This window comes from Parasutterella secunda (assembly GCF_016901835.1).
GTDB lineage: Bacteria > Pseudomonadota > Gammaproteobacteria > Burkholderiales > Burkholderiaceae_F > Aphodousia > Aphodousia faecavium.
Genome location: NZ_JACJKX010000006.1, coordinates 88262 through 100575, shown reverse-complemented (window position 1 = coordinate 100575; position 12314 = coordinate 88262). Strand labels below are relative to the sequence as shown.

General features: G+C 51.9%; 26 protein-coding genes. All 26 read left to right on the top strand.

What is annotated here, in order from left to right:
• Nucleotides 1-108 (top strand): EF-Tu C-terminal domain-related protein (locus H5985_RS04750; protein WP_478219400.1); only part of this gene is annotated, 108 nt, incomplete at its 5' end.
• Between the two features lie 103 nt (nt 109-211).
• Complete coding sequence (gene rpsJ, locus H5985_RS04745; RefSeq protein WP_022472433.1) at nt 212-523, top strand: 30S ribosomal protein S10; 312 nt, start codon at nt 212-214, stop codon at nt 521-523.
• Between the two features lie 133 nt (nt 524-656).
• Nucleotides 657-1301, top strand: coding sequence for a 50S ribosomal protein L3 (gene rplC, locus H5985_RS04740; protein ID WP_205050163.1), 645 nt, complete (start codon nt 657-659; stop codon nt 1299-1301).
• Nucleotides 1302-1311: 10 nt separating this feature from the next.
• Nucleotides 1312-1932, top strand: coding sequence for a 50S ribosomal protein L4 (gene rplD / locus H5985_RS04735; RefSeq protein ID WP_205050162.1), 621 nt, complete (start codon nt 1312-1314; stop codon nt 1930-1932).
• On the top strand, nt 1932-2228 hold the full coding sequence (rplW, locus tag H5985_RS04730) for a 50S ribosomal protein L23 (RefSeq protein WP_205050166.1): 297 nt from the start codon (nt 1932-1934) through the stop codon (nt 2226-2228). The genes rplD and rplW overlap by 1 nt, the downstream gene beginning before the upstream one ends.
• On the top strand, nt 2228-3055 hold the full coding sequence (gene rplB, locus H5985_RS04725) for a 50S ribosomal protein L2 (protein WP_205050161.1): 828 nt from the start codon (nt 2228-2230) through the stop codon (nt 3053-3055). The genes rplW and rplB overlap by 1 nt, the downstream gene beginning before the upstream one ends.
• A 9-nt stretch (nt 3056-3064) precedes the next feature.
• Entirely contained in the window at nt 3065-3331 is a 267-nt protein-coding gene (rpsS, locus tag H5985_RS04720) for a 30S ribosomal protein S19 (RefSeq protein WP_205050160.1), read from the top strand.
• Between the two features lie 14 nt (nt 3332-3345).
• Entirely contained in the window at nt 3346-3693 is a 348-nt protein-coding gene (rplV, locus tag H5985_RS04715) for a 50S ribosomal protein L22 (protein ID WP_205050165.1), read from the top strand.
• Nucleotides 3694-3702: 9 nt separating this feature from the next.
• Nucleotides 3703-4533: a 30S ribosomal protein S3 gene (gene rpsC / locus H5985_RS04710; protein ID WP_022472426.1), complete on the top strand. Its 831-nt coding sequence runs from the start codon at nt 3703-3705 to the stop codon at nt 4531-4533.
• A gap of 3 nt (nt 4534-4536) precedes the next feature.
• Complete coding sequence (rplP, locus tag H5985_RS04705; protein ID WP_022472425.1) at nt 4537-4953, top strand: 50S ribosomal protein L16; 417 nt, start codon at nt 4537-4539, stop codon at nt 4951-4953.
• Between the two features lie 17 nt (nt 4954-4970).
• Nucleotides 4971-5165, top strand: a complete 195-nt coding sequence (gene rpmC, locus H5985_RS04700) for a 50S ribosomal protein L29 (protein WP_205050159.1) — start codon at nt 4971-4973, stop codon at nt 5163-5165.
• Complete coding sequence (gene rpsQ, locus H5985_RS04695) at nt 5162-5437, top strand: 30S ribosomal protein S17 (protein ID WP_205050158.1); 276 nt, start codon at nt 5162-5164, stop codon at nt 5435-5437. Before rpmC ends, rpsQ begins: the two co-directional genes overlap by 4 nt.
• 217 nt (nt 5438-5654) lie before the next feature.
• A complete protein-coding gene (rplN, locus tag H5985_RS04690; protein WP_022472422.1) occupies nt 5655-6023 on the top strand; it encodes a 50S ribosomal protein L14 in 369 nt (122 codons plus the stop codon).
• 11 nt (nt 6024-6034) lie between these two features.
• On the top strand, nt 6035-6355 hold the full coding sequence (gene rplX / locus H5985_RS04685; RefSeq protein WP_205050157.1) for a 50S ribosomal protein L24: 321 nt from the start codon (nt 6035-6037) through the stop codon (nt 6353-6355).
• 14 nt (nt 6356-6369) lie between these two features.
• Nucleotides 6370-6909, top strand: a complete 540-nt coding sequence (rplE, locus tag H5985_RS04680) for a 50S ribosomal protein L5 (protein WP_205050156.1) — start codon at nt 6370-6372, stop codon at nt 6907-6909.
• A gap of 13 nt (nt 6910-6922) precedes the next feature.
• Nucleotides 6923-7228, top strand: coding sequence for a 30S ribosomal protein S14 (rpsN, locus tag H5985_RS04675; protein ID WP_205050155.1), 306 nt, complete (start codon nt 6923-6925; stop codon nt 7226-7228).
• 14 nt (nt 7229-7242) lie between these two features.
• Nucleotides 7243-7638, top strand: coding sequence for a 30S ribosomal protein S8 (rpsH, locus tag H5985_RS04670; RefSeq protein WP_205050154.1), 396 nt, complete (start codon nt 7243-7245; stop codon nt 7636-7638).
• 20 nt (nt 7639-7658) lie between these two features.
• Nucleotides 7659-8192: a 50S ribosomal protein L6 gene (gene rplF, locus H5985_RS04665; RefSeq protein ID WP_022472417.1), complete on the top strand. Its 534-nt coding sequence runs from the start codon at nt 7659-7661 to the stop codon at nt 8190-8192.
• Nucleotides 8193-8209: 17 nt separating this feature from the next.
• On the top strand, nt 8210-8578 hold the full coding sequence (gene rplR / locus H5985_RS04660) for a 50S ribosomal protein L18 (RefSeq protein ID WP_205050153.1): 369 nt from the start codon (nt 8210-8212) through the stop codon (nt 8576-8578).
• Nucleotides 8579-8587: 9 nt separating this feature from the next.
• The gene (rpsE, locus tag H5985_RS04655; protein ID WP_205050152.1) at nt 8588-9109 is read left to right on the top strand and encodes a 30S ribosomal protein S5; all 522 of its coding nucleotides are present in this window, start codon (nt 8588-8590) and stop codon (nt 9107-9109) included.
• Nucleotides 9110-9129: 20 nt separating this feature from the next.
• Complete coding sequence (gene rpmD, locus H5985_RS04650) at nt 9130-9309, top strand: 50S ribosomal protein L30 (RefSeq protein WP_022472414.1); 180 nt, start codon at nt 9130-9132, stop codon at nt 9307-9309.
• A gap of 13 nt (nt 9310-9322) precedes the next feature.
• Nucleotides 9323-9757: a 50S ribosomal protein L15 gene (gene rplO, locus H5985_RS04645; protein WP_205050151.1), complete on the top strand. Its 435-nt coding sequence runs from the start codon at nt 9323-9325 to the stop codon at nt 9755-9757.
• 22 nt (nt 9758-9779) lie between these two features.
• Nucleotides 9780-11108 carry a preprotein translocase subunit SecY gene (gene secY / locus H5985_RS04640; protein WP_205050150.1) on the top strand — a complete coding sequence of 443 codons (1329 nt, stop codon included), beginning with the start codon at nt 9780-9782 and terminating at the stop codon, nt 11106-11108.
• A 230-nt stretch (nt 11109-11338) separates the two neighbouring features.
• Nucleotides 11339-11452: a 50S ribosomal protein L36 gene (gene rpmJ / locus H5985_RS04635; protein ID WP_008810441.1), complete on the top strand. Its 114-nt coding sequence runs from the start codon at nt 11339-11341 to the stop codon at nt 11450-11452.
• An 11-nt stretch (nt 11453-11463) separates the two neighbouring features.
• Nucleotides 11464-11829, top strand: a complete 366-nt coding sequence (gene rpsM, locus H5985_RS04630; protein WP_205050149.1) for a 30S ribosomal protein S13 — start codon at nt 11464-11466, stop codon at nt 11827-11829.
• Between the two features lie 16 nt (nt 11830-11845).
• Complete coding sequence (rpsK, locus tag H5985_RS04625; protein WP_022472410.1) at nt 11846-12259, top strand: 30S ribosomal protein S11; 414 nt, start codon at nt 11846-11848, stop codon at nt 12257-12259.
• The last annotated feature ends 55 nt before the right edge of the window (nt 12260-12314 follow it).

The window sequence follows — 12314 nt, the reverse complement described above, 5'->3', positions numbered from 1 at the left end:
ACGGTTCAATTGATCAGCCCGATCGCCATGAACGAAGGCTTGCGTTTCGCTGTTCGTGAAGGTGGTCGTACGGTTGGCGCCGGTGTGGTGGCCAAGATCATCGAATAATTTCAGAAACTTAGTCTCTGAAAATATTTGACAAACAGAGGATGCAGAGGTAAACTCCGCATCCTCTGTTGTTCTTTAGTGTTCTTTTTAAAGGAAAAACGAAATGCAATCTCAACGCATTCGCATTCGCCTTAAGGCGTTCGATTACAAGCTGATTGATCAATCCGCTCAAGAAATCGTTGACACGGCCAAGCGCACCGGCGCTGTGGTTCGCGGTCCTGTTCCTCTTCCCACTCGCATCCAACGTTTCGATATTTTGCGTTCTCCGCACGTCAACAAGACGAGCCGTGACCAATTCGAAATCCGCACTCATCAACGCTTGATGGACATCATTGACCCGACCGATAAGACGGTTGACGCTTTGATGAAGTTGGACTTGGCTGCCGGCGTGGACGTCGAAATTAAGGTACAATAATTTTTTGCTTTTGACTTGCAAGCTTTTTATTTGCAAGGTACAATCGCGCCTTTCTCGTGGAAAAATTTTGATATTTTGACACGACTTTTCTTAAAAATGGTCCCGGCCAATCGTAGCCGGGGTGGAGATAACAATGAGTGAAAAACTCGGCTTAGTCGGTCGTAAAGTCGGCATGACGCGCATCTTTACCGAGGATGGTGAATCCATTCCGGTGACCGTGCTCGAAGTGGCTGGCAACCGTGTCACACAAGTGAAGACGGAAGAAACCGACGGATACAATGCCATTCAAGTTGCATTCGGCTCTAAGAAGCTGTCTCGCGTGAGCAAGCCGCTCTCCGGTCATTATGCTAAGGCCGGTGTCGAAGCTGGCGAAATGCTCAAAGAGTTCCATATTGATGCTGATAAGCTCGCCGAATTGAAGGTGGGTACCACGTTGTCCGTGGAAATGTTCACGGTCGGCCAAAAGGTTGACGTGACCGGTATCACAATCGGTAAGGGTTTTGCCGGCGCTATCAAGCGTCACCACTTCTCTTCCAACCGCGCTTCTCACGGTAACTCCGTTACGACCCGTGCCCCGGGTTCTATCGGTAACCGTCAAGATCCGGGTCGCGTTTTCCCGGGTAAGCGTATGGCTGGTCACTTGGGCGATGTGCAACGCACAACGCAAAACCTCGTGGTGGCTCGTGTTGATGTCGAACGTCAATTGTTGCTCGTTCGTGGCGCTGTCCCCGGTGCTAAGGGCGGCAAAGTTATTGTCCGTCCGGCTGTGAAGGCCTAAGGAGCGATCAATGGAACTGAATGTCCTGAACGAACAAGGTAATGAAACCGCCAAGGTGGCGGCTTCCGACGCCGTGTTTGGTCGTGAATACAATGAAGCTTTGGTGCACCAGATCGTGGTGGCCTACCAAGCTAACGCCCGTCAAGGTACTCGCGCTCAATTGACGCGTGCTGACGTGCATCATTCGACCAAGAAGCCGTGGCGTCAAAAGGGCACGGGTCGTGCCCGCAGTGGTATGACGAGCTCTCCGGTGTGGCGTGGAGGCGGTCGTGCTTTCCCGAATACCCCGAATGAAAACTTCGGTCATAAGGTTAACAAGAAGATGTTCCGTGCCGCTATGGCCGTGATCTTCTCCAAGCTTGTTGCCGATGGCCGTCTCGTGGTCGTTGACTCCATCGGAGCCGACAGCCCGAAGACCAAAGCCTTTGCTCAAAAGTTGAAGGCAATGGGTCTCGAATCCGTCATGATCATCACCAAAGAAGTTGACGAAAACCTCTATTTGGCTTCTCGCAACTTGAAGAATGTTTTCGTGGTGGAACCGCGTTATGCTGATCCGCTTTCCTTGATCTTCTACAAGAAAGTTGTAGTGACCAAAGAAGCGATCGCTCAGCTTGAGGAGATGTGGGGATGATGAGCCAAGATCGTTTAATGAAGGTGCTCCTTGCTCCGGTGGTCTCCGAAAAGAGCACGATGGTTGGTGAAAAGCATGGTCAAGTGGTTTTCCATGTTGTTCCCGATGCCACGAAGCAAGAAGTCAAGGCCGCAATCGAATTGCTCTTTAAGGTGCAAGTCGAAAGCGTTCAAATGGTCAACATCAAGGGAAAGACGGCTCACTTTGGCCGTTTCGCCGGCAAGCACAGCGATGTGCGCAAGGCTTATGTGACCTTGAAGTCTGGTCAAGAAATTAACTTTGCAGAGGTGAAGTAATGGCTCTCGTCAAATTGAAACCGACGTCGGCCGGTCGTCGTCACGCTGTTAAGGTTGTGAGCCCCGAGTTGCACAAGGGCAAGCCTTTTGCCGCTCTTCTCGAAAAGAAGAACCGTATCGCCGGTCGCAACAACAATGGTCATATCACCTGCCGTCATAAGGGTGGTGGCCACAAGAAGGCATATCGTATCATCGACTTCAAGCGCAACAAGGACGGTATCCCCGCTCGTGTTGAACGTCTTGAATACGATCCGAACCGTTCTGCTCATATCGCTCTCGTGCTTTATGCTGACGGCGAACGTCGCTACATCATTGCCCCGAAGGGCTTGACTGTTGGCGCTGAATTGATGAATGGTCAAGAAGCCCCGATCAAAGTGGGTAATGCGCTTCCGTTGCGCAACATCCCGATCGGTTCAACGATTCACTGTATCGAAATGAAGCCGGGTAAGGGCGCTCAATTGGTGCGTTCTGCTGGTTCCTTTGCTCAATTGATCGCTCGTGAAGGCGAATACGCTCAAGTGCGTTTGCGCTCCGGTGAAGTGCGTTACATTCACATTGAATGCCGCGCCACGATCGGTATGGTTGGCAATGAAGAAAACAGTTTGCGTGAACTCGGTAAGGCCGGTGCCAAGCGTTGGCGCGGTATTCGTCCGACGGTGCGTGGCGTTGCCATGAACCCGGTTGATCACCCGCACGGTGGTGGTGAAGGTCGTACTGGTACGGGTCGCGCTCCTGTGACGCCCTGGGGTCAATTAACCAAGGGTTATCGTACACGTAATAACAAGCGCACCGATGGTATGATCGTGCAGCGCCGGAACCGTAAATAAGGGGGCCAAATGTCTCGTTCGTTAAAGAAAGGCCCGTTTGTTGATGGGCACTTGATGAAGAAAGTCGAAGCTGCACAATCCAGCCGTGACAAGCGTCCGTTGAAGACCTGGTCTCGTCGTTCGACGATTCTTCCTGAGTTCATCGGTTTGACGATTGCCGTCCACAACGGTCGTCAACACGTCCCGGTGTACATTAATGAAAATATGGTCGGCCACAAGTTGGGCGAATTCGCTATGACCCGTACTTTCAAGGGTCACGCGTCCGACAAGAAATAACTAGTAGGAGTTAGATAATGGAAACCTCTGCTATTGTTCGTGGCGTTCGTCTTTCGGCTCAGAAGGGCCGTTTAGTCGCCGACCTCGTCCGCGGCAAGCCCGTGGATAAGGCTTTGAATATTCTTACGTTCACGCAAAAGAAAGCTGCCGTGATTATCAAGAAGGCACTTGAAAGCGCGATCGCCAACGCCGAACACAATGACGGCGCTGACATCGATGAATTGCGCGTGACGAAGATCCATGTGGAAAAGGCCAAGACGCTGCGCCGTTTCGGTGCTCGCGCCAAGGGTCGTGGTACTCGCATCAACAAGCAAACGTGCCACATCTACGTGTCCGTTGGTGACGCTAACGCTAAGAAGTAAAGGTGAATTATGGGACAGAAAATTAATCCCACCGGCTTCCGTCTCCCCGTGACGCGTGACTGGACCTCGCGCTGGTATGCGGAAGGCCGTAACTTCGCCCGTACCTTGGGTGAAGATTTGAAGGTTCGCTCCTTCTTGCAAAAGAAGTTGCGCAATGCCTCTGTGAGCCGTATCTTGATCGAACGTCCTGCTAAGAACGCTCGTATCACGATCTACTCTGCCCGTCCGGGTGTGGTGATCGGCAAACAAGGCCAAGACATCGAAGTTTTGAAGAACGAAGTTCAAAAGATGATGGGCGTGCCTGTTCACGTTAATATCGAAGAAGTTCGTCGTCCTGAACTTGATGCTCAATTGATCGCTGACAGCATCACTCAGCAATTGGAAAAGCGTGTGATGTTCCGTCGTGCCATGAAGCGTGCCATGCAAAACGCTATGCGTTTGGGCGCTCAAGGCATCAAGATCATGTCCGCCGGTCGTTTGAACGGTGCTGAAATCGCTCGTACCGAATGGTACCGCGAAGGTCGTGTGCCGCTTCATACGTTGCGCGCCAATATCGACTACGGCTTCTCCGAAGCCAACACGACTTATGGCGTGATCGGTGTGAAGGTATGGGTCTACAAGGGTGACAACTTCGGTGAAGAAGCTCAAGCCCAAGAAAAGACTGAACGTGAAGATCGTCGTTCTCGTCGTCCCGCCGGCGAACGTGCAGCTAAGCCTGCTCGCCGCGCTCGCAAGACTGCTGAGAAGACGGAAGCTGCTGCAGCTGATGGCGAAAAGGCTGAAAAGAAGCCCGCTCGTCGTGCTAAGAAGGCTGTGGCTGCTGCTAAAGACGGAGAATAAGCGATGTTGCAACCTAATCGACGCAAATACCGCAAGGATCAAAAGGGCCGCAACTATGGTCTCGCTACCCGCGGCGCCAATGTTTCCTTCGGTCAATTTGGTCTGAAGACGCTCGAACGCGGTCGTCTGACGGCTCGTCAAATTGAAGCTGCTCGTCGTGCCATCACCCGCCATATCAAGCGTGGTGGCCGCGTGTGGATCCGCGTGTTCCCGGATAAGCCCATTTCTGAAAAGCCTGCCGAAGTCCGTATGGGTAACGGTAAGGGTAATCCGGAATACTGGGTGGCCTTAGTGCAACCGGGCCGTGTGCTTTATGAAATGGACGGGGTTGACGAACAATTGGCTCGCGAAGCTTTTGCTCTCGCTGCCGCCAAGTTGCCTGTCAAAACCACGTTTGTTGTCCGCCAAATCGGCATGTAATGTAAGGAGAGACGGCAATGAACGCAAAAGAATTGCTCGCCATGGACGAAGCTGCGCTCAAGAAGGAACTGGCTGACTTGATGCAAGCGCACTTTAAACTGCGCATGCAACACGGCACTCAACAACTTCAAAACCCGAATCAGTTGCGCACGACGCGTCGTGATATCGCGCGCGTTCGCACGATTCTCGCTCAAAAGGCGGCTTCGAAATGACACAAGAAACTCAAAAGACTACGTTAGCTCGTACGTTGGTCGGCAAAGTTGTCAGCAACAAGATGCAAAAGACCGTTACCGTTCTCGTTGAACGTAAGGAAATGCATCCGCTGTATGGCAAGTTTGTGTTGGTCTCCAAGAAGTATCATGCTCATTGTGAGTCCAATGACCTGAACGAAGGTGATACGGTTGAAATCTCCGAAACCCGTCCCATTTCCAAGACTAAGGCTTGGACGGTGACGAAGGTTTTGAAGAAGGCCGAAATCATCTAATAAAATTAGCCTTGCAAGTTTTCTAAATCTTAGATATACTTGCGGCTTCGTGGTTGGGGTTGACACTTTGTCGACCCCAGCCGTATTCGTCAAGGGCAGTTATTTGGTCAAGCAACCTGCACCAAGCAGGCTTCAGCAAAACTGAAAAACTGTTCTTCCTCCCAATAACGGGACCAATACTATCCGCATAGCGGAATAAGTTGGGAAATAGGTAATCATGATTCAGATGCAAAGCAAACTGGACGTGGCCGATAACACGGGCGCTCGTTCAGTGATGTGTATCAAGGTGTTGGGCGGTTCTAAGCGCCGCTACGCCAACATCGGTGATGTCATCAAGGTGACGGTTAAAGAAGCCGCGCCGCGTGGCCGCGTCAAGAAGGGCGAAGTCTACAACGCTGTTGTGGTTCGTACCGCCAAGGGCGTGCGTCGTGCTGACGGTTCTTCCATTTCTTTCGATGGCAACGCCGCTGTGTTGCTCAATTCTAAATTAGAGCCGATTGGAACTCGTATCTTCGGACCGGTTACGCGTGAATTGCGTACGGAACAATTTATGAAGATCGTTTCCTTGGCTCCGGAAGTTTTGTAAGGAGACGCGCGATGCAACGCATCCGTAAAGGTGACGAAGTTATCGTTATCACCGGCCGAGACAAGGGCAAGCGCGGTACCGTGCTCTCCCGAGTCGACGATCGTCACGTGACGGTCGAAGGCATCAATGTTGCTAAGAAGCATACTCGCCCGAACCCGATGACGGGTGCAACCGGCGGTATCGTCAACAAGGTTATGCCGATCGATCAATCGAACGTCATGCTCGTCAATCCGGCCACTGGTAAGGGCGAACGTGTCGGCTTTAAAGTAGTCGACGGTAAGAAGGTTCGCGTGTTTAAGAGCGACGGCAGCATTGTCGGCGCTAAGGCTTAATAGAGGGTAAATCGATGTCTCGTTTCCAAACTCTCTACCGTGAAGCCATTGTGCCCGAATTGATCAAGAAGTTCGGTTACAAAACCACAATGCAAGTTCCGCGTATCACGAAGATTACGTTGAACATGGGTGTCGGCGAAGCGGTTAACGATAAAAAGTTGATCGACAACGCTGTTGCCGATCTCACCAAGATTGCCGGTCAAAAGCCGGTTGTGACAAAAACTCGCAAGGCTATTGCTAACTTTAAGATCCGCGAAAATATGCCGATCGGTTGCATGGTGACCCTGCGTGGTGAACGTATGTATGACTTCTTGGACCGTTTGATCACGATCGCTTTCCCGCGTGTTCGTGACTTCCGTGGTGTCTCCGGTCGTTCTTTTGACGGTCGCGGCAACTACAACATCGGTCTTAAAGAACAAATCATCTTCCCGGAAATTGAATACGACAAGATCGATAAGCTCCGTGGGATGAATATTTCTATCACGACGACTGCGAAAACTGACGAAGAAGCTAAGGCTTTGCTCGCCGCTTTCCGCTTTCCGTTCCGCAATTAATCGAGGTGGTGAATTGGCTAAACTCGCACTGATTAACCGTGACTTGAAGCGCGCCCGTACGGTCGCGAAGTTCGCGGAAAAGCGCGCCGCTTTGAAGGCGGTTATTAATGACGCCACCCGTTCTATCGAAGAACGTATGGAAGCTCGTCAACAATTGCAATTGTTGCCCCGCGACGCTAATCCGTGCCGCCTGCGCAACCGCTGCGGTTTGACGGGGCGTCCCCGTGGTACGTTCCGCAAGTTCGGCTTGGCTCGTACCAAGATTCGTGAAGCCGCAATGCGCGGCGATATTCCCGGCCTTATCAAGGCTAGCTGGTAAGCGAGGAGATTATCATGAGCATGAGTGATCCGATCGCCGATATGTTGACCCGCATCCGCAATGGTCAAACTGTCGACAAGACGGAAGTGGTGATGCCCTCCTCGAAGTTGAAGGTGGCCATCGCTCAAGTCTTGAAGGATGAAGGATACATTGATGGCTTTAGCGTTGTGGAAAACAACGGTAAGGCTGAATTACACGTCGGTTTGAAGTACTACGCCGGTCGTCCCGTGATCGAACGCCTTGAACGAGTTTCTCGTCCGGGCTTGCGTGTGTACAAGAACCACCAAACGATTCCGCAAGTGATGAACGGTTTGGGTATTGCTATCGTTTCCACGCCGAAGGGTGTGATGACCGATCGCAAGGCCCGTGCAGCCGGCATCGGTGGCGAAGTCATTTGCTACGTGGCTTAATGAGCGAGGAGGGATAGAGAATGTCGCGAATCGCTAAAGAAGCCGTGATCATCACCAAGGGTGTCGACTGCAAGATCGACAACGGTGTGATCTCTATGAAGGGCCCGAAGGGTGAATTGAGCCTGAAGCTCAATCCTTTGGTGACCATCAAACAAGACGGTGATCATTTGCACTTCGAAGCTGTTGACAGCAGCCGTGAAGCCAATGCTGCTTCCGGTACGATCCGTGCTTTGGTCAACGATATGAACAAGGGTGTCAGCGTCGGTTTCGAAAAGAAGTTGACGTTGGTTGGTGTGGGCTTCCGTGCTCAAGCCAGCGGTGACACGTTGAATTTATCGCTCGGCTTTAGTCACCCCGTGGTGCACAAGTTGCCCGCCGGTGTGAAGGCTGAAACCCCGAGTCAAACGGAAATTGTGATCAAGGGCGCTGACAAGCAGAAGGTCGGTCAGACCGCTGCCGTTATTCGTGGCTACCGTCCGCCGGAACCCTACAAGGGCAAGGGCGTTCGTTATGCTGACGAAGTCGTTGTGATCAAGGAAACCAAGAAGAAGTAAGCGGGGCGGAGACAGAAATGATCGATAAAAAAGCAAATCGTCTGCGTCGTGCACGTGCTACGCGTGCCCGCATCAAGTTGCAAAAGATGGATCGTTTGACGGTTCATCGTACGAACTTGCACATTTATGCCAGCATTATCAGCGCTGACGGTGGTCGCGTGTTGGTTTCCGCCTCCACGCTCGAACCCGAAGTTCGCGCCCAGTTGGCTAACGAACAAGGCCGTGGCGGCAACGTCAAGGCTGCTAAGTTGATTGGTACGCGTTTGGCCGAAAAGGCGAGAGCCGCCGGCATCGAAACGTGTGCTTTTGACCGTTCTGGTTACCGTTTTCATGGCCGCATCGCTGCGCTGGCTCAGGCCGCGCGTGAAGCTGGCTTGAAGTTCTAAGAGGGACTTATGGCTAAGGCTCAAGGAAAGAATGCGGCTGTCGACGCTATCGACGACGGCATGCGTGAAAATATGATTGCGGTTAACCGCGTTACCAAGGTTGTGAAGGGTGGCCGCATTATGGCTTTTGCCGCTCTCACTGTTGTTGGTGATGGCGACGGCCGTATTGGTATGGGTACGGGTAAGAGCCGTGAAGTTCCGGCTGCCGTTCAAAAGGCTATGGAACATGCTCGCCACAACATGGTTCGTATTCCGTTGAACAACGGTACGATCTACCACGCTGTGGAAGCTCATCACGGTGCTGCTCGCGTTATGTTGCTTCCTGCCACGGAAGGTACCGGTATCATCGCCGGTGGTCCGATGCGCGCAGTGTTTGACGCCATGGGCGTTCGCAACATTGTTGCTAAGGCTCACGGTTCCACGAACCCGTACAACATGGTTCGTGCTACGTTGAAAGCGCTCGAAGCTCTTCGTTCTCCGGCTGAAATTGCTGCCAAGCGTGGCAAGACGGTCGAAGAAATTTTGGCTTAATTCCGAAGGAGAGATTCGAAATGGCAAAGAAGACCATTAAAGTTACGTTGATCAAGAGCCCGATCGGCACGAAGGCCGATCATCGTGCTACGTTGCGTGGCTTGGGCTTGTCTAAGATGAACCAAACACGTGAACTCGAAGACACGCCAGCCGTGCGCGGTATGATCACGAAGGTTGCCTACTTGGTTCGCGCCGAGTAATTAGGGGTAGATGATGCAATTAAATACTTTGCAACCCGCTGTGGGTTCTAAGAGCGCTCGTCACCGCGTTGGTCGTGGTGTGGGATCCGGTTGGGGTAAAACGGCCGGCCGTGGCCATAAAGGTCAAAAGTCCCGCGCTGGTGGCTTCCACAAGGTGGGCTTCGAAGGCGGTCAAATGCCGCTGCATCGTCGCTTACCGAAGCGTGGTTTCACGTCCTTGACACGTCGTTTCTGCGAAGAAGTTCGCTTGAACGAACTCCAAGGTTTGTCTGTGGAAGAAATTGATTTGGCTGTCTTGAAGGCTGCTAACATCGTTTCTGCTCGCGCTTTGTCCGCTCGCGTGATTTTGTCCGGTGAAATTTCCCGCAAGATCGTGTTGCGTGGTTTGAGCGCTACGAAGGGTGCCAAGGCTGCTATTGAAGCTGCCGGTGGTTCCGTCGAAGAGTAACTCGCTTTTTAGGAAGAACAACGTGGCGACCAGCCCTAGTTCCAATCAGGCAAGCGGCCCGAAGTACGGTGATTTAAAGCGCCGGATTATCTTCTTGCTGCTTGCTTTAGTCGTGTACCGCATCGGCGCTCACGTGCCGGTGCCGGGTATCGATCCCGACATGCTGTCTCGTTTATTCCAAGAACAACAAGGCGGCATTCTCGGGCTGTTCAACATGTTCTCTGGTGGCGCTTTATCGCGCTTCTCAGTGTTTGCGTTGGGGATCATGCCCTACATTTCTGCATCCATTATTATGCAGATGTTGTCCTATGTGCTCCCCTCGCTTGAAAGTTTGCGTAAAGAAGGCGAATCCGGTCGTCGGAAAATTACTCAATACACGCGCTACGGTACGTTGTTATTGGGCGTTTTCCAAGCTTTCGGTATCGCCGTCGCGCTTGAAAGCCAACAAGGCCTCGTTTTGGATCCGGGCTTTATGTTCCGTTTCACCTGCGTGGTCTCTTTGGTTACAGGTACGATGTTCTTGATGTGGCTCGGTGAACAAATCACTGAACGCGGTTTGGGTAACGGTATCTCGATTATCATTTTCGCCGGTATCGTTGCTGGTTTGCCCAGTGCTATTTCTGGTTTGTTCCAGTTGGTGAGCACCGGTGCTATCAGCCCTTTGTCCTCGATTTTCGTGATTGCCATTGTCGCGCTCGTGACGGCCTTCGTGGTCTTTATTGAACGCGGTCAACGCCGAATTACGGTGAACTATGCTAAGCGTCAGGTCGGTAACCGTCTCTATGGCGGACAAACTTCTTACCTGCCGTTGAAGATGAATATGTCGGGTGTAATTCCTCCGATTTTCGCTTCATCTTTGATTTTGTTCCCCGCAACATTGGCCGGTTGGTTCACGACGGGGGATTCCACCCGTTGGATTCGTGATTTGGCTGCGGCTTTGTCGCCCGGTCAACCGTTGTACACATTGCTTTATGCTGCAATGATTGTGTTCTTTGCCTATTTCTACACGGCTTTGGTTTTCAATCCGCGTGAAACGGCTGAGAACTTGAAAAAGAGTGGTGCGTTCGTCCCAGGTATTCGTCCCGGCGAACAAACGTCTCGCTACATTGATAAAGTGTTGCTGCGTTTGACGCTCGGCGGTGCGATTTATCTGGTGTTTGTCTGCTTGGTTCCGGAATTCTTGAATATGCGTTTCAATGTTCCGTTCTATTTCGGTGGTACGTCGTTGTTGATCGTTGTAGTCGTAACGATGGACTTCATGAGCCAGGTTCAGGCATACATGATGTCGCAACAATATGAGAATTTGCTCAAGAAGACTAACTTCAAGGGCTTTGGTTCTGCCGGGATGTAAGTTTCGGAAGAACAAATGAATGAGTCCGCTCGGGGCCATACTTCACGCCTCGAGGGCACGCAGAAAAGCGGAGGAGAGCAATCTCCTCCCGATTCTGTCTCAGAAAGTTGTTACTCTGATGCACTACGTCTGAGTAAGAAACTTGAAGAGTAAGGAAAAAGAGAGTATCCTCTCGAACTTCCTGTCGTGTGGACAGCAATGATCCGTGTAAAACACGGTTGGAGATAACAATGAAGGTTAACGCTTCGGTCAAAAAAATGTGCCGCAAGTGCAAGATCATTAAGCGCAAAGGCGTTGTTCGTGTGATCTGCTCTGATCCGCGTCACAAACAGCGTCAAGGCTAAAGAGGTAAAAGATGGCTCGTATTGCCGGTATTAACATTCCGCCGAACCAACATGCCGAAATCGGTTTGACTGCCATTTATGGCATCGGCCGTGCTCGCGCTCGCGACATTTTGTCCAAAGTTGGCGTGGAATACACCAAGAAAATTAAAGATCTCGACGACGCTGAACTCGAACGCATCCGTGATGCGATCAGTCAGTACACCGTTGAAGGTGACTTGCGTCGTGAAGTTCAACTCTCGATTAAGCGCCTTATCGACTTAGGCACTTATCGTGGTATGCGTCATCGTCGCGGCCTGCCCGTTCGCGGCCAACGTACTCGTACGAACGCTCGTACGCGTAAGGGCCCGAAGAAGGTCGGCGTCGCGCTCAAGAAGTAAACATTAAAGGATAACAATGGCTGGCAAAACTCCTAGCAGTCAGCAAGTTGCTCAGCAACGTGCTCGCAAAAAGGTGAAGAAGGTCGTTACGGAAGGTATCGCGCACGTTCACGCTTCCTTCAATAACACGATCATCACGATCACCGATCGCCAAGGTAACGCGATTGCCGCGTCGTCTTCTGGCGCTCAAGGTTTCAAGGGTTCTCGTAAATCCACGCCGTTCGCCGCTCAAGTGGCCGCCGAACACGCTGGTCGTATTGCTCTTGAATATGGTTTGAAGAATGTCGAAGTTCGCATCATGGGTCCTGGCCCCGGCCGTGAATCCAGCGTGCGTGCGCTCAATGCGCTTGGCATTCGTGTGACGTCGATCCAAGACGTGACCCCCATTCCTCACAATGGTGTGCGTCCGTCCAAGCGTCGTCGCGTCTAACTACTTTTTCTAATCCCGCGTCTGTTTATGAGGATAGACAGACTGAATGTGACAC

Coding starts and splice junctions, on each gene's coding strand:
- rpsJ (WP_022472433.1), top strand. CDS start 212: ATGCAATCTCAACGCATTCGCATTCGCCTTAAGGCGTTCGATTACAAG.
- rplC (WP_205050163.1), top strand. CDS start 657: ATGAGTGAAAAACTCGGCTTAGTCGGTCGTAAAGTCGGCATGACGCGC.
- rplD (WP_205050162.1), top strand. CDS start 1,312: ATGGAACTGAATGTCCTGAACGAACAAGGTAATGAAACCGCCAAGGTG.
- rplW (WP_205050166.1), top strand. CDS start 1,932: ATGAGCCAAGATCGTTTAATGAAGGTGCTCCTTGCTCCGGTGGTCTCC.
- rplB (WP_205050161.1), top strand. CDS start 2,228: ATGGCTCTCGTCAAATTGAAACCGACGTCGGCCGGTCGTCGTCACGCT.
- rpsS (WP_205050160.1), top strand. CDS start 3,065: ATGTCTCGTTCGTTAAAGAAAGGCCCGTTTGTTGATGGGCACTTGATG.
- rpsC (WP_022472426.1), top strand. CDS start 3,703: ATGGGACAGAAAATTAATCCCACCGGCTTCCGTCTCCCCGTGACGCGT.
- rplP (WP_022472425.1), top strand. CDS start 4,537: ATGTTGCAACCTAATCGACGCAAATACCGCAAGGATCAAAAGGGCCGC.
- rpmC (WP_205050159.1), top strand. CDS start 4,971: ATGAACGCAAAAGAATTGCTCGCCATGGACGAAGCTGCGCTCAAGAAG.
- rpsQ (WP_205050158.1), top strand. CDS start 5,162: ATGACACAAGAAACTCAAAAGACTACGTTAGCTCGTACGTTGGTCGGC.
- rplN (WP_022472422.1), top strand. CDS start 5,655: ATGATTCAGATGCAAAGCAAACTGGACGTGGCCGATAACACGGGCGCT.
- rplX (WP_205050157.1), top strand. CDS start 6,035: ATGCAACGCATCCGTAAAGGTGACGAAGTTATCGTTATCACCGGCCGA.
- rplE (WP_205050156.1), top strand. CDS start 6,370: ATGTCTCGTTTCCAAACTCTCTACCGTGAAGCCATTGTGCCCGAATTG.
- rpsH (WP_205050154.1), top strand. CDS start 7,243: ATGAGCATGAGTGATCCGATCGCCGATATGTTGACCCGCATCCGCAAT.
- rplF (WP_022472417.1), top strand. CDS start 7,659: ATGTCGCGAATCGCTAAAGAAGCCGTGATCATCACCAAGGGTGTCGAC.
- rplR (WP_205050153.1), top strand. CDS start 8,210: ATGATCGATAAAAAAGCAAATCGTCTGCGTCGTGCACGTGCTACGCGT.
- rpsE (WP_205050152.1), top strand. CDS start 8,588: ATGGCTAAGGCTCAAGGAAAGAATGCGGCTGTCGACGCTATCGACGAC.
- rpmD (WP_022472414.1), top strand. CDS start 9,130: ATGGCAAAGAAGACCATTAAAGTTACGTTGATCAAGAGCCCGATCGGC.
- rplO (WP_205050151.1), top strand. CDS start 9,323: ATGCAATTAAATACTTTGCAACCCGCTGTGGGTTCTAAGAGCGCTCGT.
- rpmJ (WP_008810441.1), top strand. CDS start 11,339: ATGAAGGTTAACGCTTCGGTCAAAAAAATGTGCCGCAAGTGCAAGATC.
- rpsM (WP_205050149.1), top strand. CDS start 11,464: ATGGCTCGTATTGCCGGTATTAACATTCCGCCGAACCAACATGCCGAA.
- rpsK (WP_022472410.1), top strand. CDS start 11,846: ATGGCTGGCAAAACTCCTAGCAGTCAGCAAGTTGCTCAGCAACGTGCT.